The organism is Pseudomonas sp. M1 (genome assembly GCF_022760135.1).
GTDB classification, from domain to species: Bacteria; Pseudomonadota; Gammaproteobacteria; order Pseudomonadales; family Pseudomonadaceae; genus Pseudomonas; species Pseudomonas citronellolis.
The window spans coordinates 2,800,975-2,820,596 of record NZ_CP094343.1 but is presented as its reverse complement, the minus strand read 5'-3'; the positions used below and the strand labels follow the sequence as shown (position 1 = coordinate 2,820,596).

The 19,622-nt window shown below is 69.3% G+C and carries 17 protein-coding genes; 6 read left to right on the top strand and 11 right to left on the bottom strand.

Annotated features, from left to right (window positions below; genetic code table 11):
* Positions 1-51: 51 nt before the first annotated feature.
* On the bottom strand, positions 52-822 hold the full coding sequence (locus PM1_RS12710) for an IclR family transcriptional regulator domain-containing protein (RefSeq protein ID WP_009622848.1): 771 nt from the start codon (positions 820-822) through the stop codon (positions 52-54).
* A gap of 151 nt (positions 823-973) precedes the next feature.
* On the opposite strand from PM1_RS12710, the gene PM1_RS12705 reads away from it, so the two are divergent.
* From PM1_RS12705 to PM1_RS12690, 4 genes are all read left to right on the top strand, one after another.
* Positions 974-1,789 carry a shikimate dehydrogenase family protein gene (locus tag PM1_RS12705; RefSeq protein ID WP_009622850.1) on the top strand — a complete coding sequence of 272 codons (816 nt, stop codon included), beginning with the start codon at positions 974-976 and terminating at the stop codon, positions 1,787-1,789.
* Positions 1,786-3,516 carry an FAD-dependent oxidoreductase gene (locus tag PM1_RS12700; RefSeq protein WP_009622853.1) on the top strand — a complete coding sequence of 577 codons (1,731 nt, stop codon included), beginning with the start codon at positions 1,786-1,788 and terminating at the stop codon, positions 3,514-3,516. Before PM1_RS12705 ends, PM1_RS12700 begins: the two co-directional genes overlap by 4 nt.
* Positions 3,517-3,518: 2 nt before the next feature.
* Positions 3,519-3,839: an NIPSNAP family protein gene (locus tag PM1_RS12695; RefSeq protein ID WP_009622855.1), complete on the top strand. Its 321-nt coding sequence runs from the start codon at positions 3,519-3,521 to the stop codon at positions 3,837-3,839.
* Between the two features lie 64 nt (positions 3,840-3,903).
* Positions 3,904-5,631, top strand: coding sequence for an FAD-dependent oxidoreductase (locus tag PM1_RS12690; protein ID WP_024128703.1), 1,728 nt, complete (start codon positions 3,904-3,906; stop codon positions 5,629-5,631).
* Here the strand turns inward: PM1_RS12690 and PM1_RS12685 are convergent.
* Together PM1_RS12685 and quiC are read right to left on the bottom strand one after the other, a co-directional pair.
* On the bottom strand, positions 5,573-6,238 hold the full coding sequence (locus PM1_RS12685) for a TetR family transcriptional regulator (RefSeq protein WP_009622870.1): 666 nt from the start codon (positions 6,236-6,238) through the stop codon (positions 5,573-5,575). The two genes, PM1_RS12690 and PM1_RS12685, sit on opposite strands and share 59 nt — an antisense overlap.
* Before the next feature lie 93 nt (positions 6,239-6,331).
* The gene (quiC, locus tag PM1_RS12680; protein WP_009622871.1) at positions 6,332-8,242 is read right to left on the bottom strand and encodes a 3-dehydroshikimate dehydratase QuiC; all 1,911 of its coding nucleotides are present in this window, start codon (positions 8,240-8,242) and stop codon (positions 6,332-6,334) included.
* Positions 8,243-8,771: 529 nt separating this feature from the next.
* Here quiC and PM1_RS12675 point away from each other — a divergent pair.
* Positions 8,772-10,148 (top strand): MFS transporter, encoded by a 1,377-nt coding sequence (locus PM1_RS12675; protein ID WP_009622872.1) that lies wholly within the window; start codon positions 8,772-8,774, stop codon positions 10,146-10,148.
* Between the two features lie 60 nt (positions 10,149-10,208).
* On the opposite strand, the gene PM1_RS12670 is transcribed toward PM1_RS12675, so the two are convergent.
* The 6 genes from PM1_RS12670 to PM1_RS12645 form a co-directional block, all read right to left on the bottom strand.
* The gene (locus PM1_RS12670; protein WP_009622874.1) at positions 10,209-10,532 is read right to left on the bottom strand and encodes a helix-turn-helix domain-containing transcriptional regulator; all 324 of its coding nucleotides are present in this window, start codon (positions 10,530-10,532) and stop codon (positions 10,209-10,211) included.
* Between the two features lie 5 nt (positions 10,533-10,537).
* On the bottom strand, positions 10,538-10,888 hold the full coding sequence (locus PM1_RS12665; protein ID WP_009622876.1) for a type II toxin-antitoxin system RelE/ParE family toxin: 351 nt from the start codon (positions 10,886-10,888) through the stop codon (positions 10,538-10,540).
* A gap of 465 nt (positions 10,889-11,353) precedes the next feature.
* A complete protein-coding gene (locus PM1_RS12660; protein ID WP_009622878.1) occupies positions 11,354-12,232 on the bottom strand; it encodes a DMT family transporter in 879 nt (292 codons plus the stop codon).
* Between the two features lie 82 nt (positions 12,233-12,314).
* The gene (locus PM1_RS12655) at positions 12,315-13,130 is read right to left on the bottom strand and encodes a sugar phosphate isomerase/epimerase family protein (protein WP_009622880.1); all 816 of its coding nucleotides are present in this window, start codon (positions 13,128-13,130) and stop codon (positions 12,315-12,317) included.
* A 336-nt stretch (positions 13,131-13,466) separates the two neighbouring features.
* Complete coding sequence (locus PM1_RS12650) at positions 13,467-14,519, bottom strand: Gfo/Idh/MocA family protein (RefSeq protein ID WP_009622882.1); 1,053 nt, start codon at positions 14,517-14,519, stop codon at positions 13,467-13,469.
* A gap of 196 nt (positions 14,520-14,715) precedes the next feature.
* A complete protein-coding gene (locus PM1_RS12645; RefSeq protein WP_009622884.1) occupies positions 14,716-15,492 on the bottom strand; it encodes an IclR family transcriptional regulator in 777 nt (258 codons plus the stop codon).
* 382 nt (positions 15,493-15,874) lie between these two features.
* On the opposite strand from PM1_RS12645, the gene PM1_RS12640 reads away from it, so the two are divergent.
* The gene (locus PM1_RS12640) at positions 15,875-17,131 is read left to right on the top strand and encodes an OprD family porin (RefSeq protein WP_009622886.1); all 1,257 of its coding nucleotides are present in this window, start codon (positions 15,875-15,877) and stop codon (positions 17,129-17,131) included.
* Between the two features lie 311 nt (positions 17,132-17,442).
* On the opposite strand, the gene PM1_RS12635 is transcribed toward PM1_RS12640, so the two are convergent.
* Entirely contained in the window at positions 17,443-18,111 is a 669-nt protein-coding gene (locus PM1_RS12635) for a response regulator (protein WP_009622888.1), read from the bottom strand.
* Positions 18,108-19,502, bottom strand: a complete 1,395-nt coding sequence (locus tag PM1_RS12630; protein ID WP_009622890.1) for an ATP-binding protein — start codon at positions 19,500-19,502, stop codon at positions 18,108-18,110. Before PM1_RS12630 ends, PM1_RS12635 begins: the two co-directional genes overlap by 4 nt.
* Positions 19,503-19,622: the final 120 nt, after the last annotated feature.

Sequence of the window (19,622 nt, the reverse complement as noted above, 5' to 3'; positions counted from 1 at the left end):
TATGCCGCGTCGACGCGTCTGCGCCAGGCCCCGCGGGCGATCAGCGCCCGCTCAGTCCACCACCGGGCGCAGCAGCGCCTGGGCCTCGTACAGCGCCGGCAGGTAGCGCAGGCGCATCTCGTCCAGGCCCAGGCGCGAGGCGTGGGTGGTGATGGCCAGGCTCGCGCGCATGCGCCCGCTGCGGTCCAGCAATGGCACGCCGATCACGCGCATGCCGATCTCGTATTCCTGGTCCACCACGCAGTAGCCCTGCCGGGCGACCTTGGCGATCTCGGCGTGCAAGGCGTCCATGTCCGTCAGCGTGTAGGGCGTCAGCGGCCTTGGCGGGTTGCGTTCGAAATAGGCCGCCAGCTCCGCCTCGCCCAGCGCCGCCAGCCACAGGCGGCCGCTGGCGGTGCAGTACATGGGCACCCGCGAGCCAGGGCGGATCGACAGCGAGGCGATGTGGCTGTAGCGGCTGCGCACCACGTGGACGATCTCGTCGCCGTCGCGGGTGCCCACCGAGACGTGCTCCTGGGTCTGCCGCGCCACCTGCTCGACGATGGGCCGCAGCATGCGCGGCAGCTGCGCCGAATCCACGTAGGCCTGGCCGATGCGCAGCGCCTTGGGCGTCAGCCAGTAGTGGCGGCTGTCGGTCTCGGCGAAGCCTTCGTGCACCAGGGTCAGCAGGAAGCGCCGCGCGGCGCTGGGGGTGAGGCCGGACAGCCGCGCCGCCTCGGGCACGCTCAGGCGCGGGCGTTCGGCGCTGAACAGTTGCATCAGCGCCAGGCCTTTCTGCAGGCCGGCGATCAGGTCGCGGGGGTGGATGCTGGGGGTTTCCAAGGTACGGGCTCCGGGTAATTCGGCCGAATATAGCGATTATCGCACTCTCACTGCGAATACCGCACTAAAGCGCCGTCAATCGCATTGAGCGCAACAGCCCGCCGCCGCACCCTGGCCAGCAGAACAACGCCAAGAACCCCTGGAGGTCAGCATGATTCGCGGTTCCACCGAACTGGTCGCCATCGTCGGCACACCCATCGCGCAGGTGAAGTCGCCGGAGAACTTCAACACCTGGTTCGCCCACAACGGCCATGACCTGGCGATGATCGCCATCGACCTGGGCGCCGACGCCCTCGATGCCTTCGTCGCCACCCTGCGCGGCTGGCACAACCTGCGCGGCTGCGTGGTCACCGTGCCCTACAAGCAGGCCCTGGCGCCGCGCCTGGACGGCCTGAGCGCCCGCGCCGAGGCGCTGGGCTCGGTCAACGTGATCCGCCGCGAGGCCGACGGCCGCCTGCTGGGCGACAACGTCGACGGCGCCGGCTTCCTCAACGCCGCCCGGCGCCATGGCCTGCAGCCGGCCGGCAAGCGCGCGCTGGTGGTTGGCTCCGGCGGCGTCGGCAGCGCCATCGCCTATGCGCTGTGCGAAGCCGGCATCGGCGAGCTGCGCCTGCGCGACCTCGACCAGGTGCGCGCCGCCGCCCTGGTCGAGCGCCTGGGCGCCCTCTTCCCCCAGGTACGCATCGGCGTGGGCTGCGACGACCTGGCCGGCCTCGACCTGCTGGTCAACGCCTCGCCGGTGGGCATGGGCGGCACCGGCGAGCTGCCGCTGCCGGGCATGCTGCTCGACGGCCTGCAGGCGCACACCCTGGTGGCCGACGTGGTCACCAAGCCGGAGATCACTCCGCTGCTGGAGCGCGCCCGCGAGGCGGGCTGCCGCATCCAGACCGGCGCCGAGATGGCCTTCGCGCAGCTGGGCAACCTGGGCGCCTTCATGGGCGTCACGCCGCTGGAGATCCAGCCATGACCAGCCTCAACGCCCCGGCCTGGAGCCGCGAGTGCGACCTGCTGGTGCTGGGCAGCGGCGCCGCCGGTTTCGCCGCCGCGGCCACTGCCGCCTGCCAGGGCCTGCGCGTGCTGATGCTGGAGAAGGCCGATAGCTTCGGCGGCACCTCGGCCATCTCCGGCGGCGCGGTGTGGGTCTACGGCACCGACCAGGCCCGCGCCGCCGGCGCGAAGGACTCCGAAGAAGCCATGCGCACCTACCTGCGGCGCACCATCGGCCCGGGCTACAAGCCCGAGCTGGTCGACAGCTTCATCCGCAACGGCCACCGGGCCCTGCGCTGGCTGGAGGCCAACACCGAGCTGCGCTACGCCCTGCGCCCACACTCGCCGGACTACTACCCCGACGAGCAAGGCGGCACCGAATTCGGCCGCGCCCTGGAGATGGTCGAGTACGACGGCCGCCACCTCGGCGAGCGCTTCCGCGACCTGCGCATGCCGCCGCCGGGCATGCTGCTGTTCGGCGGCATGATGGTGAACCGCGTGGACATCCAGCATTTCCTCAGCTTCCGCCGCTCACCGAAGTCGTTGTGGCACTGCCTGAAGCTGCTGGCGCGCTATGGCGTCGACCGCCTCAGCCACCACCGCGGCACGCGCCTGACCACCGGCAACGCCCTGATCGCGCGCCTGGCCACCACGGCCTTCGCCAAGGGCATGGAGCTGTGGCTGAACAGCGAGGCGCAGCAACTGATCGTCGAGAACGGCGCGGTGGTCGGCGCGCAGGTGCTGCACGAAGGCCGTATCGAGCGCATCCGCGTGCATGGCGGGGTGGTCTGCGCCATGGGCGGTTTCGCCGCCGGCAAGCTGGCCGAGCGCTTCCGCCCGGCGAGCGACGGCGAGCACCTGAGCATGTCGCCGGACTGCAACGACGGCGCCGCCCTGCGCCTGGGCGAGGCCATAGGCGCGGCAGCCGGCGAGGGCCTGGCGGCGAGCTTCTTCTGGGCGCCGGTCTCCGAGCTGCGCCACGCCGACGGCAGCCGCGAGCGCTTCCCGCACCTGGTCACCGACCGCGCCAAGCCCGGGGTGATCGCGGTGAACCGCGGCGGCCGGCGTTTCGTCAACGAGTCCAACTCCTACCATCACTTCGTGCAGAGCATGTTCGCCAGCGGCAACACCGAGTGCTGGCTGATCTGCGACGCCACTGCCATGAACCGCTACGGCCTGGGCCTGGCGCGGCCCAAGCCGGTCGACAACAGCGCGCTGGTGCAAGCCGGCTACCTGTACCAGGCCGACTCGCCGGACGCCCTGGCCCGCGCCATAGGCATCGACGCCGAGGGCCTGCGCCAGACGCTGGCGCGCTTCAACGCCAACGCGCGCAACGGCGTCGACGCGGACTTCGCCAAGGGCGGCAACAGCTACAACCGCTACATGGGCGACCCGGACCACCGCCCCAACCCCTGCCTGGCGCCGCTGGAGAAGGCGCCCTACTACGCCGTCCGCCTGCACACCGGCGACCTCGGCTCGGCCCGCGGCCTGGTCACCGACGGCCAGGCCCGCGTGCTCGGCCGCGACGGCCAGCCGATCCCCGGCTTCTACGCCGCCGGCAACGACATGAACTCGCTGATGGACGGCACCTATCCCGGCCCCGGCATCACCCTCGGCCCCGGCCTGACCTTCGCCTGGCTGGCGGCCAACCACATAGCCGCGCGCCTCGCCGCGCCGGCCTCGCAACAAGCAACCCTGGAGCACTGACGATGTACTACGAACTGCGCACCTACAGCATCGACCCGCTGAAACTCGCCGACTGGCTGGCCCTGTACCGCAGCCACGCCTACGAGGTGCAGACCGAGCACCTGGGCAGGCTGGTGGGCTTCTTCACCACCGAGTTCGGCGAATGCAGCCAGGTGGTGCACCTGTGGGCCTACGAGAGCCTGGACGAGCGCATGCAGCGCCGTGCCAGCATGGCCGCCGACCCGCGCTGGGCCGAGTTCGGCAAGCTGAACCGGGAACTGGGCGCGGTGCTCAAGCTGGAATCGCGGCTGATGAAGCCCACCGGCTTCTCCCCGCTGCAGTGATGGCCCCGGCGCGCGGAGCCCTTCCGCGCGCCCCGATAACGACAAGAGAAAGCCCATGCCCACCTTGCAAACCCTCGACTGCGACGTCCTGGTGATCGGCTCCGGCGCCGCCGGCCTGGCCGCCGCGGTCAGCGCCGCGCACCACGGCCTGCGCGTGGTCGTCGCGGAAAAGGCCGCGCAGCTCGGCGGCACCAGCGCCTGGTCCGGCGGCTGGCTGTGGATCCCGCGCAACCCGCTGGCCATCGCCGAAGGCCGCGTCGAGCCGGACGACGCGCCGGAGCGCTACCTCAAGGCGCAGGTCCATGCCGAGCAACTGGACGAACGCCAGGCCGCCTTCCTCCGCCACGGCCCGGAGATGGTCGAGTTCTTCCAGCGCCACAGCGCCGTGCAGTTCTTCAGCGGTACACGCATGCCGGACATGCGCGATGGCGAGGGTTCCGCCGCCGGCGGCCGCTCGCTGTGCGCCCAACCCTACGACGGCCGCGAACTCGGCTCCTGGCTGCACCACCTGCGTGAGCCGCTGGACCTCGTCAGCCTGGCCGGTATGGGCATCGCCGGTGGCGTCGACCTGGCCAACTTCCTCGACGCCACGCGCTCGCCGAAAGCCGCGCTCTACGCGCTCAAGCGCATCGCCCGGCACTGGTACGGGCGCCTGCGCTATGGGCGCGGCACGCAGTTGGTCAACGGCAACGCCTTGGTGGCGCGCCTGCTGCGCAGCGCCCTGGACCTGAAGGTGCAGTTGCTGACGCAAACGCCGATCCACGAACTGCTCCGCGAAGGCGACAAAGTGATCGGTGCGCGTAGCGACACCCTGGAAATACGCGCCCGCCGCGGCGTGGTCCTGGCCTGCGGTGGTTTCCCCCATGACCGCGAGCGTATCGCCCGACTCATGCCCCACGCCCCGGATGGCTGGCAGCACCGCTCCGCCGCGCCGCCGCAGAACACCGGCGACGGCCTGCGCCTGGGCGAAGCCGTGGGCGCGCAGGTCCGCGACGACCTGGCCCACGCCGGCGCCTGGGTGCCGGTATCGCTGGTGCCGCGCCGCGACGGCAGCGTCGGCCACTTCCCGCACCTGATCGAACGGGCCAAGCCCGGCTTCCTCTGCGTGCGCCGCGACGGCCGGCGCTTCGCCAACGAAGCCGACTGCTACCACGACTTCATGAGCGCCCTGTTCGCCGCCACGCCACCGGGCGAGCCCCATGAAACCTGGCTGATCGCCGACGCCCGGGCGCGGCGGCGCTACGGCATCGGCTGGGTGAAGCCCTTGCCCTTCCCGGACCTGCCCTACGAGCGCCGCGGCTATCTGGTCAAAGCCCGCAGCCTGGCGCAACTGGCGGCGCGCTGCGGCATCGACGCCGAGCAGCTGCAGGCGACGGTGAAGCGCTTCAACGAACACGCGGCGCTGGGCGAAGACGCGGACTTCCAGCGCGGCCGCTCGGCCTACAACAAGGCCCAGGGCGAAGCGCGGCAGCATCCCAACGCGTCGCTGCGGCCCCTGGAAAAAGGTCCGTTCTATGCGGTGAAGCTGCTGCCCGGCAGCCTCGGCACCTTCGCCGGCCTGCGCACCGACGCCCGCGCGCGGGTGCTGGACGCCAGCGGCGCGGCCATCGAGGGGCTGTACGCGGTGGGCAACGACATGGCCAGCGTGATGGCCGGCCACTACCCCAGCGGCGGCATCACCCTGGGGCCGGGCATGACCTTCGGCTACCTCGCCGGCCTGGAGCTGGCCGGGCTCAGCGCTGGATGTAGCGCTGCACCGCCTCGCAGATCATCTGCTTGTGGCGTTGCTTGACCTGCTCGTCGGCCAGGTCGATCTGGAAGATTTCGCCGAAGGTGTTGCGGTTGGACACGCGGTAGAAGCAGAACGAGCTGATGAACAGGTGCAGGTCCAGCGGGTCGATGCCCTCGCGGAACAGGCCCTGCTCGGCGCCGCGGCGGAGGATTTCGGCCAGCGACAGCAGCATGTTGTTGCTCATCGAGCGGATCGCCGTGGACTTCTTCACGTACTCGCCGTGGTGGATGTTCTCGATGGAAACGATGCGCACGAAGTCGACGTTGCGGTCGTGGTGGTCGAAGGCGAACTCCACGGTGCGGCGGATCGCCTCCAGCGGCTCCAGTTCCGCCAGGTGCAGCTTGTCCTCGGTGTGGCGGATGTCGCCGTAGAGCTTCTCCAGCACTTCGACGTAGAGCTGCTCCTTGCTGCCGAAGTAGTAGTAGATCATGCGCTTGGAGGTGTGCGTGCGCTCGGCGATGGCGTCCACCCGGGCGCCGGACAGGCCCTGCTGGACGAACTCGGCGATGGCCGCCTGGAGGATGCCCTCGCGGGTTTTCTCGGGGTTGTTCTTGCGGCCCTTGCCACGCACTTCGGCGGGGTCCAGGGATTCGACGACATTCGGCATGGTTGGCTCGCAGCCTCACGGAGAGCACCGATTATGGGCCTCGCCACCCCGCCAAGGGAAGCGGCGCGGGGCTTGCCGCGCCGCCCCAGGGCGCTACAGCTTGGGCTTGCGCGCGGCGCCGCTGCGCGCCTGGGCCATGGCCGCCAGGCGCACGGCGACGTTGGCCGCGCCGTAGCCGGCATAGCCGTTCCTGCGCTGGAGGATTTCGAAGAAGAAGCGCCCCTCGAACGGCTCGGTGTAGACGTGGAACAGCTCGCCGCCCTGGGCGTCGCGGTCGTAGAGCACGTTGAAGTAGGCCAGCTCGCTGAGGAACTCGTCGTCGAAGTCGAAGCGCGCCGCCAGGTCGTCGTAGTAGTTCAGCGGGATGTCCAGCAGCGGCACCCCGGCCTGCTTGGCGCGGGTGACCTCGGCGAAGATGTCCTCGCAGGCGAAGGCGATGTGGTGCACGCCCGAGCCGCGGTAGCTGGACAGCGCGTGGGAAATGGCGGTGTTGCGGTTCTCCGAGATGTTCAGCGGCAGGCGCAGGCTGCCGCAGCGGCTGCGGATGGCGCGGCTTTTCACCAGGCCATAGGGGTCGGGCAGGACCACCTCGTCGTCGGCCTCGAAGTCGAACAGCGCCTTGTAGAACAGCACCCAGCTGTCCAGGCTGTCGGCCGGCAGGGCCATGGCCATGTGGTCGATGCGCTGCAGGTTGCCGCTGGCCTGGGCCTGGGCGTCGAGGCGGAAGTCGCTGTCGTAGATGGTCTGCCCCGGCGCGCCCGGCTCCACCAGGTAGATCAGGCTGCCGTCGGGGGCGCGCACCGCGGGCACCTCGCGTTCGTTGGGGCCGACCAGACCGCGGAACGGCTGGCCACGGAAGGCCTGGGCGCGCTCCAGGGCCTGGGCGCCGTCGCGCACCCGCAGGGCGGTGGCGCACAGCGAGGGGCCGTGGGCTTCGAAGAAGTTGTGGGCGAAGGAGTACGGCTCGGCGTTGAGCACGATGTTGATGTCGCCCTGGCGCAGCAGGCTCACCGCCTTGGAGCGGTGTTCGCCGGCGCGGGCGAAGCCGAGCTTTTCCAGCCAGTTGCCCAGGCGCGCGCCCAGGTCCTCATCCACGGCGAATTCGAGGAATTCCACGCCGTCGTAGCGGCTGGCCGGCGGCGGCGCGAAGAGGATGCCGGGGTCGCCGGCGGGCGCGGCGTCCTGCTCCAGCAGGCGGCGCGTCTTCTCCTCCAGGTAGAGCAGCGAGCGCAGGCCATCGGCGGCGTTGGAGCGGGTCGGCGCGGCGCGGAAGCCGTCGTTGAAGATTTCCAGCGACAGCGGGCCCTTGTAGCCGCTGCGCAGGATGGGCGCGAGGAAGCCCGCCAGGTCGAACTCGCCCTGGCCGGGGAAGCAGCGGAAGTGCCGGCTCCATTCCAGCACGTCCATGGCCAGCACGGGCGCGTCGGCCATCTGCACGAAGAAGATCTTCTCGCCGGGGATGTCGGCGATGCCGCTGGGGTCGCCCTTGATCGACAGGGTGTGGAAGCTGTCCAGCAGCACGCCCAGGGCCGGGTGGTCGGCGGCTTTCACCAGGTCCCAGACCTGCTGCCAGGTGTTGACGTGGCGGCCCCAGGCCAGGGCCTCGTAGCCGATGCGCAGGCCGCGCTTGCCGGCGCGCTCGGCCAGCTCGCGCAGGTCGTCGACGAGAATGTCGCGCTCGCCCAGGGAATCGGCGACGGTGTTGCTGCACACCAGCACCAGGTCGGTGCCTAGCTCCTGCATCAGGTCGAACTTGCGCTCGGCGCGCTCCAGGTTGCGCGCCAGGCGCTCGCGGCGGCAGCCCTCGAAATCGCGGAAGGGCTGGAACAGGGTGATCGCCAGATTCAGGTCGGCGCACATCTGGCGCACGTCGCGCGGGCTGCCGTCGTAGTACAGGAGGTCGTTTTCGAAGATCTCCACGCCATCGAAGCCGGCGGCGGCGATGGCTTCGAGTTTCTCGGGCAGGGTACCGCTCAGGGAGACGGTGGCGATCGAGCGCTGCATGCTGGGGCTCCTGTGCTGCTGGCTTCTACGAGCCATGGCCTGGCCGCCGGCTGTCGGCGACATTCGGAAATATCGCCAGCCGTAGGACGCACGGCTGGTCATTGGATTATTCGCAGGGTATTTTCCAGCGGCAAGGCAAATTGTACGAACCAGTTAGTTTTGTGTTCGATCAGCGAACAAAAGGCCGATCAGCGAATTGACGGTTTTTCGTCCAGTGGCCGACCATGGATTCACCGCGACACACCAGGGCCATGCCTCCCCTGGCCCGCGAGACGCCTTGCCCTATAACAATTTCAACAAGAGTCCCTGCCCATGTTGACTGCACGCCTCCTCACCGCCGCCGTCTCCAGCCCAACACGAACGCCGGCTCGCCCCCAGCCCTGAGCCGCGCCGCCCGGCGCATTTCCGACACGGGCCCCGGCCAGGGGCTTTAGCGACGACCTCGGTGCCCCTGTTCGATCAGCGCACACGCCCCCGAAGGGCGCGGCGCCCGGGCAGGCACCGACAACAACAAGAACCGGAGACAACGATGGCGACTTCCTCCAGCTCCCAAGCCAAGAAAGCCACCGCCAGTGGCTGGATCGGCTCGGCCCTCGAGTACTACGACTTCTTCATCTACGCCCAGGCCGCTGCGCTGATCTTCCCGCAGCTGTTCTTCCCCTCCTCCGACCCGAAGATGGCCATAGTCGCGTCGCTGGCGACCTACGGCGTGGGCTACCTGGCCCGCCCGATCGGCGCCTTCTTCCTCGGCCACTGGGGTGATACCCGCGGGCGCAAGAACGTGCTGCTGCTGTGCATGTTCATGATGGGCCTGTCGACCATGGCCGTGGGCCTGCTGCCGACCTACCACGACGTCGGCTTCCTCGCCCCGGCGCTGCTGGTGGTATTGCGCCTGGTGCAGGGCTTCGCCGTGGCCGGGGAAATCTCCGGGGCCAGCTCGATGATCCTCGAACACGCGCCCTTCGGCCGCCGCGGCTACTTCGCCAGCTATACCCTGCAGGGCGTGCAGGCCGGCCAGGTGATGGCCGCCGCGGTGTTCCTGCCGCTGGCCTACTTCATGCCCAACGACGCCTTCAACGCCTGGGGCTGGCGGATTCCCTTCCTGCTCAGCGCCGTGGTGCTGATCGCCGGCCTGATCATCCGCCGCGAAGTCCACGAGACCCCGGCCTTCGTCAACGAGGAAGCCAAGCAACAGGTGGCCAAGTCGCCGATCGCCGAAGCCTTCCGCAACAGCTGGAAGCAGATGCTGCTGGTGATGGTCATGTCGCTGATGAACGTGATCCCGGTGGTGGCCACCATCTTCGGCGCGGCCTACGCGGTGCAGCCGGCCTACGGCATAGGCTTCGACAAGAGCGTGTACCTGTGGATCCCGGTGGTGGGTAACATAGTCGCGGTGCTGGCCATTCCCTTCGTCGGCAACCTCTCCGACCGCATCGGCCGCCGCCCGACGATGATCGTCGGCGCCCTGGGCTCGGGCCTGCTCGCATTCGGCTACCTGTACGCCATCAGCATCCAGAACGTGCCGCTGGCCTTCGTCATGTCGCTGCTGATGTGGGGCCTGGTGTACCAGGGCTACAACGCGGTGTTCCCGTCCTTCTACCCGGAGCTGTTCCAGACCCGCTACCGCGTCTCGGCCATGGCCATCGCACAGAACATCGGCACCATGCTCACCGCCATGCTGCCGGCGCTGTTCGCCGCCGTCGCCCCGCCCGGCTCGGACAACGTCCCGATGGTGATCGGCAGCCTGGCCTTCCTCATCACCTGCCTGTGCGCCTTCGCCGCCTACCTGGCCCCGGAAACCCACCGCCTGCCGATGGAAGACCTGGGAAAGCCTGACGCCAAGCCGCTGGAAAAAGCCGCCTACGACAGCGCGCGGCAGAACAGCCTGCGGGTGGCGAGCCACTGAACAGGTAATGCCCGAGCATGAAAAAAGGCCCCGTGAGGGGCCTTTTTTCGTGGGGCGGCGTCAGGCGACATGCACCGCCCGCACCTGGATTTCCACCCCCAGGGTACGGCGCAGGGCATCGAAGATCGCCGCCAGGTTGTCCATGCCCGGGTTGCCCGAGGCCGACAGCATGCGGTGCAGGCTTTTGCTCGGCCGCTCCGTCTCCAGCGCCAGGCGCTCGAAGCCCAGGGTGGCGTTGACCAGATCGCGGAGGATCAGGCGCGCGGCGTCCGGCTCGCCGTTGAGGAACAGCGAGGCCGCCTCGTCGAGCAGCGCGGTGGCGAATGCCGGTTCGCGCTGCACCCGCGCGACGACGGTCTGTTTGAAATCCCTGGTCAGTGCCATTGGAATCACCCTCTCATCTGCGGCCCGAACCGGGCCTTCTTGCGTTGCTTGTACTCGGCGTGCAGCGCCTTCGCCTTGCGGATATCCGCTGCCTGGCCGGCCTTGCTGCCACCACCGAACAGCACGATGAGCGCCTCGCCATCCCTCGCCAGGTAGATCCGGTAGCCCGGGCCCCAGTCGATGCGGTATTCGCCGATGCCATCGAACCATTTGACATTGGAGGTGTTGCCCACCGCCATGCGCACCTTGGCGGTGGCAACCTTGGCCGCCGCCTGGAAATGCAGGGAGTCGAACCACTCCTGATAGGGGCAGGACGCGTCTTCCCGGACATACTCGAGCACCTCTATGGCCACCATGGTAACCTCCTCGTTACCATTTACCAATAGGTCTCAGACGAGGCGAGTGCTGCTTCGGGAATGGAATCCCCCTCACCGGCGTCTGTGCGAGGGGAAGAAAGTACGGTTACCGGGCGCCTGCCCGGGGTGCGCTGCTGCACACCTGGCTATCGCCCTGGAGAAGAACCGGAAATTGCCTACATCGCGAGAGCCCAGGTCCGACGCCCCGCAGCGGAAAATCGCGGACAGAGTCCGCGATCGGATTCACCGGCCCGCCGGACGCATCGGTGGCACGGCCAACGGCGGATAACCGCGAACGGTTATGCACCCTACGCTCCAGGAGTATCAGGATGACTCCAGACTTCCCGGCGGCTCAGGACAGCCCCCTCTCCCTCTGGGAGAGGGTTGGGGTGAGGGGCTCTTGAACCCGGCACCGACGCCACCGGAAAACTCCCTTCGCGAGCAAGCTCGCTCCTACACCACCCCTCACCCCCGCCGCTGCATCCAGGCCGCCGCCAACCCGCTCAGGCAGATCACAGCAATCCCCACCAGGGCACTGGCGCTCGGCACATGGCTGAAGACCAGCCAGCCGATCAGCCCGGCGAAGACGATCTGGCAATAGCCGAAGGGCGCCAGCAGCGCCGGGGCGGCATGGCGGAAGGCCTGGGTGAGGAACAGGTGGGCGGACATGCCGCAGGTGCCCAGGGCGAGCATCAGCAGCGCGTGGCCGAGGCTCGGGGTGTGCCAGACGAAGGGCACCATCGCCGTGGTCAGCGCGGTGTTCAGCAGGCCGGCGAAGAAGTTGCTGGTGGTCGGGCTGTCCACCGCCGCCAGCTTGCGCGTCAGCAGCTGGTAGAAGCAGAAGCACAGCGCCGAACCCAGCGGCAGCAACACCGCCGGGGTGAACAACTCACCGCCGGGATGGACGATCGCCAGCACCCCGGCGAAGCCCAGGCTCACCGCCGCCCATTGCCCGGCGCTGACCTTCTCGTGCAGCAACGGCACCGACAGCGCGGTGACCATCAGCGGGGCGAGGAAGTTGACTGCCGTGGCCTCCGCCAGGGGGATGTACTGCAGGCCGGTGGTGAACAGCAGGCTGGTGCCCAGCAGGCACAACGCGCGCAGGGTCTGCAGCCCCGGCCGGCGGGTGCGCAGCACGCGCAGGCCCGACTGCGGCAGGAAGATGCCGGCCATCAGCAGCGTGTGCACCACGTAGCGGGCCCAGACCACCAGCAGGATCGGGTAGAAGCCGGAGAGGTACTTGGACAGGGCGTCGTGGGTGGAGAACAGCGAGGTGGCCAGCACCACCAGAAGGATGCCCTTCAGGGGCTGGCTGCTGCCGGACAACGCGGAGGCGGCGGTCATCGGGTTTCCCGTGGTTTACAAAGCAAGGCGCCCGGCAGTGTGCCGGGCGAACGGGTGGATGGGAATGGCGCAGTTGCCGGCATCAGAGCCGGGCGAGCACCGTGCGTGCCTTGTCCAGTGCCAGGCTGGCCCGCTCCAGGGCGCTGACGCCCTGCTCCAGCAGCTGCCGGGTGGGGATCTCCAGGCTCAGCGGCACCGTCGCCGGCAAGGTCCGCAACAAACCCGCCAGGTCGCAGTCGCCATCGCCGGGGAAGCGCCGCTCGTTGCGCGCCTGGCGGAGGATTTCCCGCATGTCGTCCGGACGCGGGCCGGCCACGTCGCACAACTGGGCATAGCGCATGCGCGAGGCCGGCAACTGCGCCAGGTCCTGCAAGGATGAGCCGGAGCGGTCGAAGTGGAAGGCGTCGACCAGCACGCAGCCATTCTCGCGCCCGGCGTTGCGCACCACGCGCCAGGCCGTGGTCAGGTCGGGGGCGTCGGTCCAGGGCATGAACTCCAGGTGCGGATGGATGCCGTAGCCCTCGGCCAATTCGCACAACTCGGCGAAGCGTTCGGTCATGCGCGCCTCATCCGCGTCGTTGCCGGCCACCAGCAGCTCCGTGCCGCCGAACTCGGCGCCGACGGCGAGGATGGGCTCGAAGTCGGCCACGCGGGTCTCCGGCTTCAGGCGCAGGATTTCCAGGTCCAGCACGCGGACGCCGGTGTCGCGCAGGCGCGCCTGGGTCTGCCGGCGCAGCTCGGCATCGGCCACCAGCGGGAAGTGGTGCTCCTCGGCGGTGGCCGGCGCCAGGCGCAGGCCGACGTGGCTGTAGCCGGCGCGGGCGGCGACCTCGACCATGTCCGGCGGCGACAGTTCGAGGACGGTCAGGGCGGCGAGGGAGAAGATTCGGTCGGTCATGGGATCGGTATCCAGGTCACAGGTGGATTAGTAGGAGCGAGGGGGACGCCTAGTTCTTGCTCGCGAACGGTGTTCACCGGCAGCCCAGGTGTCGGGTTCAAGAGCGCCCTCTCCCCAACCCTCTCCCGCAAGCGGGAGAGGGGGCTGTCCGGCATGAGCGGGAAGCTCGGCGTCAACCTGTAGGAGCGGACTTTGTCCGCGATAACCGAAGGTGCCGATGCGGATCGCGGACGAAGTCGTAGGATGGGTTGAGCTTGCGATACCCATGCGGTCGTGGTGATGGGTATCGCTCCGCTCCACCCATCCTACGGTGGCCCCTCTCCCGTACGGGTTCATTCACCCAACCCGCGCCGGCGCACACGCCCGGCCGCTGGCGGCGGCCTCGCGGATGGCCTCGATCAGCGCCAGGGTACGGCCGCCGTCCACGGCGTCGGTCAGCGGCTGCTCCTCGCCACGCACCACGCGCACGAAATGCTCCAGTTGCCGGCGCAGCGCCTCGCCCGGGGTGAAGGGCTCGCTGCTGCGCAGCAACGGCTGGTGCCAGCCGGCGCCCGGCTGCGCGTAGTGCCAGCGCTGCAGTTGCGGGATGCTCAGCGCGCCCTCGGTGCCAGCCAGCAGGTAGCAAGGCTGGTCGACCTGACGCGGATAGACCGGGCTCTCGCCGGAATCCAGCTCCCAGCTCCAGGGCGCGGCCACGCCGTCGGAACCGGTCAGGCTGCCGAGGGCGCCGTTCTCGAATTGCAGGAGGATGGCCGCGCTGTCCTCGTTGACCAGGCCGCGCACCGCGTTGCCGGTGAAGGCCTGCACCTGCGCTACCTCTCCGCACAAGTGGCGCAGCAGGTCGAGGTCGTGGATCAGGTTGGTGAGCAGGAAGCCGGCGCCCGGCTCGCGGCGCCAGGGCACTTCGAAGTAGCTGTCGGGCTTCTGCAGCTGCCACAGCGCGGTGACGTTGACCAGCCGGCCCAGGGCGCCCGCGGCCAGGATTTCCCGCGCCTTGCCGATCAGCGGGTTGTGCCGGCGGTGATGGCCGACCAGCACCGGCACGCCGCTGCCCCGGCTCACCTCCACCAGTTCGCGCACTTCATCCAGGTGCACGCCCACCGGCTTCTCCAGCAGCACCGGCACGCCGGCGGCCAGGCAGTCCAGGGCGGTGGCCACGTGCAGGTTGTTGGGGTTGGCGATGATCGCCGCCTGCGGTTGCGCCTCTTCCAGCATGCGCCGGTGGTCGGCGTAGTACGGCACCCCGCACTCGGCGGCGAACCCAGCCGCGCCGGGGCCCGGGTCGGCCACCGCGCAGAGTTGCAGGGCGGGCACCTGGAGCAAGTGCTGGTGATGCTGGCGGCCCATGATGCCGGCGCCGATCAGGGCGATGCGCAAGGGAACGGTCACGCGGGATTCCTCTTCTGCTTGTCGTGCTGGAGCCCCGATGCGCAGGACTCCGTGGAATGGCATGAGCAAATTTAGAACTCGGTTCCATTTTTACTCAAGCGCAATGTGACAAGCAGCGGGCGATTATCGACCGCCGTTACATCCGGGCAGGCGCAAGCGGCCCTCCTCCATGGGAGGAAGGCCAGGCAAGGGGGAATCAGGCGAAGAGGTCGGAAGCCTGGCTGGCGGCGGACAGCTCGGCGCTGGCGGCCAGCAGCAGCGGCGCCAGTTCGTGTAGGCGCGCTTCCGGCAGGCGCGCGCTGGGCCCGGCAATGCTCAGCACGCCGATCGCCCGGCGGTCCACCGGGCTGTGCACTACGGCGGCCAGGGCCGAGGTGCCGAGTGCCGAGGTTTCTTCGACCCAGGCGTAGCCGCGCTCGCGGGCACGGCGCAGGTAGCCGAGCAGTTCGTCCTCGCTGCGCGGGGCGCGCGGGCCGAAGTTGGCGGGGTCGCCCACGCCCTGCCGGCGCACCAGCTCCAGGGCCTGGGCATCGTCCAGGCTGGCCAGCCAGGCGTGCCCGGAAGCGGTGTAGAACAGCGGCGCGTCGCGGCCCATGTCCGGGTCGTAGCGCAGCCCCGGGCGGGCGCCCTGGGACTTGGCGATCCAGGTCTGGCGGCTGCCGTCGATCACCCCCAGGCGCACCAGCTCGCCGCTGTCCTGGGCCAGGCGGTCGAGGATCGGCTGGACGATGTCGGCGCCGCTGCAGGACAGGTAGCGGAAGCCCAGCGCCACCAGCTTGGTGGACAGCTGGTAGCGGGCGTTCTCCGGGTTCTGCCGCACGTAGCCCAGGCGGATCAGTTCGGCGAGCATGCGGTGGGTGGCGCTCTTGGGTATCTCCAGGCGCTCGGCGAGGGTCTGCATCGGCAGGCCGCGGGGCTCGCTGGTGAGGCTTTCGAGAAGGCTGAAGGCACGTTCGATCTGGCTACCGGCCATGGGCGTCGTCCACTACGAGGATCGGCGGATTCTAATGAGATCGACCGGGCCGGGGAACCGCCGGGCTGGATCGGATGCTTTCCTTAAATGTTCGAACCGGTTAATTAATGTTCGATATTCGCACAAGAAGCGTTTTCGCCGATTGTCCACTGCCTGCCGCCCTTCCACTATCGAGCCGTACCGAAACACCCGGCAGCGCCTGCTGCCCTCGGACGCGAACACCCTCGAACAATTACAAGAAGGTCCAGAGCCATGCCGCACAGCACACGCCCCTCTCTCGATCCGCGAACGCCAGGCCGCCCAGCCGCCTAGCGCCGCGTTTCCCGGCGCCCCGCCGCGCCGCACAAGCCTCTCCCACAACAATGACTCCAGAGAGATCGTCATGGGCTACCCCTGCATCCGCCGTTTTCCCCGTTACCTGCCCGCCGCCCTGGCCCTGGCCGGTACCACCCTGCCCGCCTTCGCCGACGGCTTCCTCGAAGACGCCAAGTCGAGCCTGACGCTGCGCAACTTCTACATGAACCGCGACTACACCGGCGACGCCGCCCAGGGCAAGGCCGAGGAATGGACGCAGAGCTTCATCCTCGACTTCAAGTCCGGCTTCACCCAGGGCACCGTGGGCTTCGGCCTGGACGTGCTCGGCCTGTACAGCGTCAAGCTCGACGGTGGCCGCGGCACCGCCGGCACCCAGCTGCTGCCGGTGCACGACGACGGCCGCCCGGCCGACGACTTCGGCCGCCTGGCGGTGGCCGGCAAGGCGCGTATTTCCAGGACCGAGCTGAAAGTCGGCGAATGGGCCCCGGCGCTGCCGATCCTGCGTTCCGACGATGGCCGCTCGCTGACGCAGACCTTCCAGGGCGCGCAGCTCACCTCGAAGGAACTCGCCGGGCTGACCCTCTACGGCGGCCAGTTCCGCCAGAACAGCCCGCGCAACGACGCCAGCATGGAGGACATGAGCCTGTTCAACCGCACGGCCTACACCTCCGACCGCTTCGACTTCGTCGGCGGCGAATACCGCTTCAACGGCGAGCGCACCCTGGTCGGCCTGTGGAACGCCGAGCTGAAGGACATCTACCAGCAGCAATACCTGCAGGTGCAGCACTTCCAGCCGGTGGGCGACTGGGTGCTGGGTGCCAACCTCGGCTACTTCCGGGGCAAGGAAGACGGCAGCGCCCGCGCCGGCGACCTGGACAACCGCACCGCCTCCGGGCTGTTCTCCGCCAAGTACGGCGCCGGCACCTTCTACCTGGGCCTGCAGAAGGTCATGGGCGACGACGAGTGGTTCCGCGTCAACGGCGCCAGCGGCGGCACCCTGGCCAACGACAGCTACAACTCCAGCTACGAGAACGCCAAGGAGCGCTCCTGGCAGCTGCGCTACGACTACGACTTCGCCGGCCTCGGCCTCCCCGGCCTGACCCTGATGAACCGCTACATCCACGGCAGCAACGTGCACAACGCCAGCACCGACGACGGCAGCGAATGGGGCCGCGAGAGCGAGCTGGCCTACACCGTGCAGTCCGGGCCGCTGAAGACGCTGAACCTGAAGTGGCGCAACTCGACGATGCGCCGAGATTGGGGGCGGACCAACAGCTTCGACGAGAACCGGTTGATCGTGAGTTATCCGCTGGATCTGTTGTAACGCCCGAACCGGGCGCTTTTCGTAGGATCGAGGGGGACGCCTGGTTCTTGCTCGCGAATGAGCCCCGCAGCGGAGTCTGTTCGCGAGCAAGCTCGCTCCTACAGGGGCATGGTTGTGCGCCGGAAACCGCGGTTATCGCGGATGGAATCCGCTCCTACGGGGGCGTCCCGGAGCCTTGCGTGACCGGGGTCTCGAACAGGCGCTCCGTGGTCGAATCCGAGGCGCGCCGGGGATCAAGGTCAAACGGCGGATAACCGCGAACGGTTATCCGCCCTACGGTTGAGTTCGACCGTAGCGGGCCGGGCCTCGCCCTACCCGGCCTCCAGGCTGTAGCCCACGCCGTATACCGAGCGGATCGGGTCGTGCCCCGGGGCCACCGCCGCCAGTTTGCGTCGCAGGTTCTTCACGTGGCTGTCGACGGTGCGGTCGGCGACCACGCGGTGGTCCTGGTAGATGTGGTTCATCAACTGGTCGCGGGACAGCACCTGGCCGGGGCGTGCGGCTAGGGCGGCGAGCATGCGGAATTCCACCGGGGTGAGGTCCAGCGCCACGCCCAGGTAGCGCGCCTGGAAGGCCCGCGGGTCCAGTTCCAGGCCCAGGCTCGGCGCCTGGGCGCCGCTGCGGCGCAGCACGGCCTTGACCCGCGCCACCAGTTCACGGGGGGAGAAGGGTTTGCAGATGTAGTCGTCGGCGCCCAGTTCCAGGCCGAGCAGGCGGTCGATCTCCTCGACCCGCGCGGTCATCATTATCAGCGGCATGCGGCTGAAGCCGCGCAGCTCGCGGCAGATGTCCAGGCCGTCGCGGCCGGGCAGCATCAGGTCGAGCAGCAGCAGGTCGTAGGTCTTGCCGCGCAGCGCCGGGATCACCGCGTTGCCGTCGGCGAGGTGTTCCACCTGGTAGCCGGCGACGCGCAGGTAGTCGCCCACCAGCGCGGCCAGCTTGGGTTCGTCTTCCACCAGCAGGATGTCGCCCTGGCTCATGGCGCGTCTCCGGCCTGCGGCAGTTCCAGCGTCATCAGCAACCCTCCCATGCTCGATGCCCGGGCGCTCAGGCGGCCGCCGTGCACCTCGGCGATGCCGCGGCAGATCGCCAGGCCCAGGCCGGTGCCGCCGCTGGCGCGGTTGCGCGAGCGCTCGGCGCGGTAGAAGCGCTCGAACAGGCGCTCCAGCGCCGCCGCATCCACGCCCGGCGCGGAATCCTCGCACTGTACCAGCACCCGTTCGCCCTCGCGCAGCGCGCGCAGCACGGTGCGGCCGCCGGGGTCGGTGTAGCGCCGGCTGTTCTCCAGCAGGTTGTGCAGCAGTTGGCCCAGGCGCGACTCGTCGCCCAGCACCCACAGCGGCTCGTCGGGCAGCTCCACGTCCAGGGCCAGGCCGCGTTCGGCGAAGCCGGCGCGGAAGGCGTCGGCCACCACCGGCAGCAGCACCCGCAGGTCGATGCGCTCGCGGCGGTAGGTGGGCCCGCCGACCTCGGCCAGGGACAGGTCGAAGAGGTCGTCCACCAGCTTGGCCAGGGCCCCCACCTCGGCCTGCAGCGAGCGCAGGGCGGCGCCGTCCAGGGGGCGGATGCCGTCCTCCATGGCTTCCAGCTCGGCGCGCATCACCGCCAGCGGGGTGCGCAGTTCGTGGGAGATGTCGGCCATGAAATCGCGGCGCAGGCGTTCGTTGCTGGCCAGGGTGGCGGCCATGCGGTTGAAGTCGGCGGCCAGCTGGCCGGCCTCGTCGGCCGAGCGCACCGGCAGCTGGATGGCATAGTCGCCGGCGGCCAGGCGATGGGTGGCCCCGGCCACCTGGCGGATCGGCCGCAGCAGGCTGCGGGTGAGCCACCAGGCGATCACCGCCGTGGCCAGCAGGCAGGCCAGGCCGATGAGCAGGCTGGAACGCAGCTGGTTGAGCTGGAAGCGCCGGTCGCCGACGCTGGTCACCGACTGCAGCGGCGCCAGGGCCATCCAGCCGACCACCTGGCCCTGGTGGCGGATCGGCCGCAGGACCATCTCCCGCGGCGGCGCCTGGTAGCCGATGATCGGGCGCTGCGCCTCGTCCAGCAGGGCGAAGCGGACGAAGGCGCCGGTGAGGTCGGAGACGGTCAGCAGGCTGGGGTCGAAGTCGCGGTCCTGGGTCGCCGCGTCGGGGCGCAGCATGTCGAACCACTGTTCGTGGTCGCGGCGGATGAAGTCCCAGCTGCCGTGGGTGGCGAAGGCCCGCTCGGCGCGCGGGACGATGAGTTCCATGCGCTCCTCGGCCTGCTGGTTGAGGTAGCCGAGGAAGCCGTACCTGAGGCTCAGGTAGGCGGCGAAGACCATGCCCAGCACGGCGAAGGCGCAGACCGCCAGCATGGCCAGGAAGAATTTGCTGGAGAGGCTGATTTTCATGGCACCGCCGGGCTCTGTCGGGATGCCGCCATTGAAGCGCGGCCCCCGCGGCCCTTCAAGGCGCGGCGGGCAATCTCCCAGATTTCTGCACATTGCCTGCACATTCGCCGAGCACCCTTG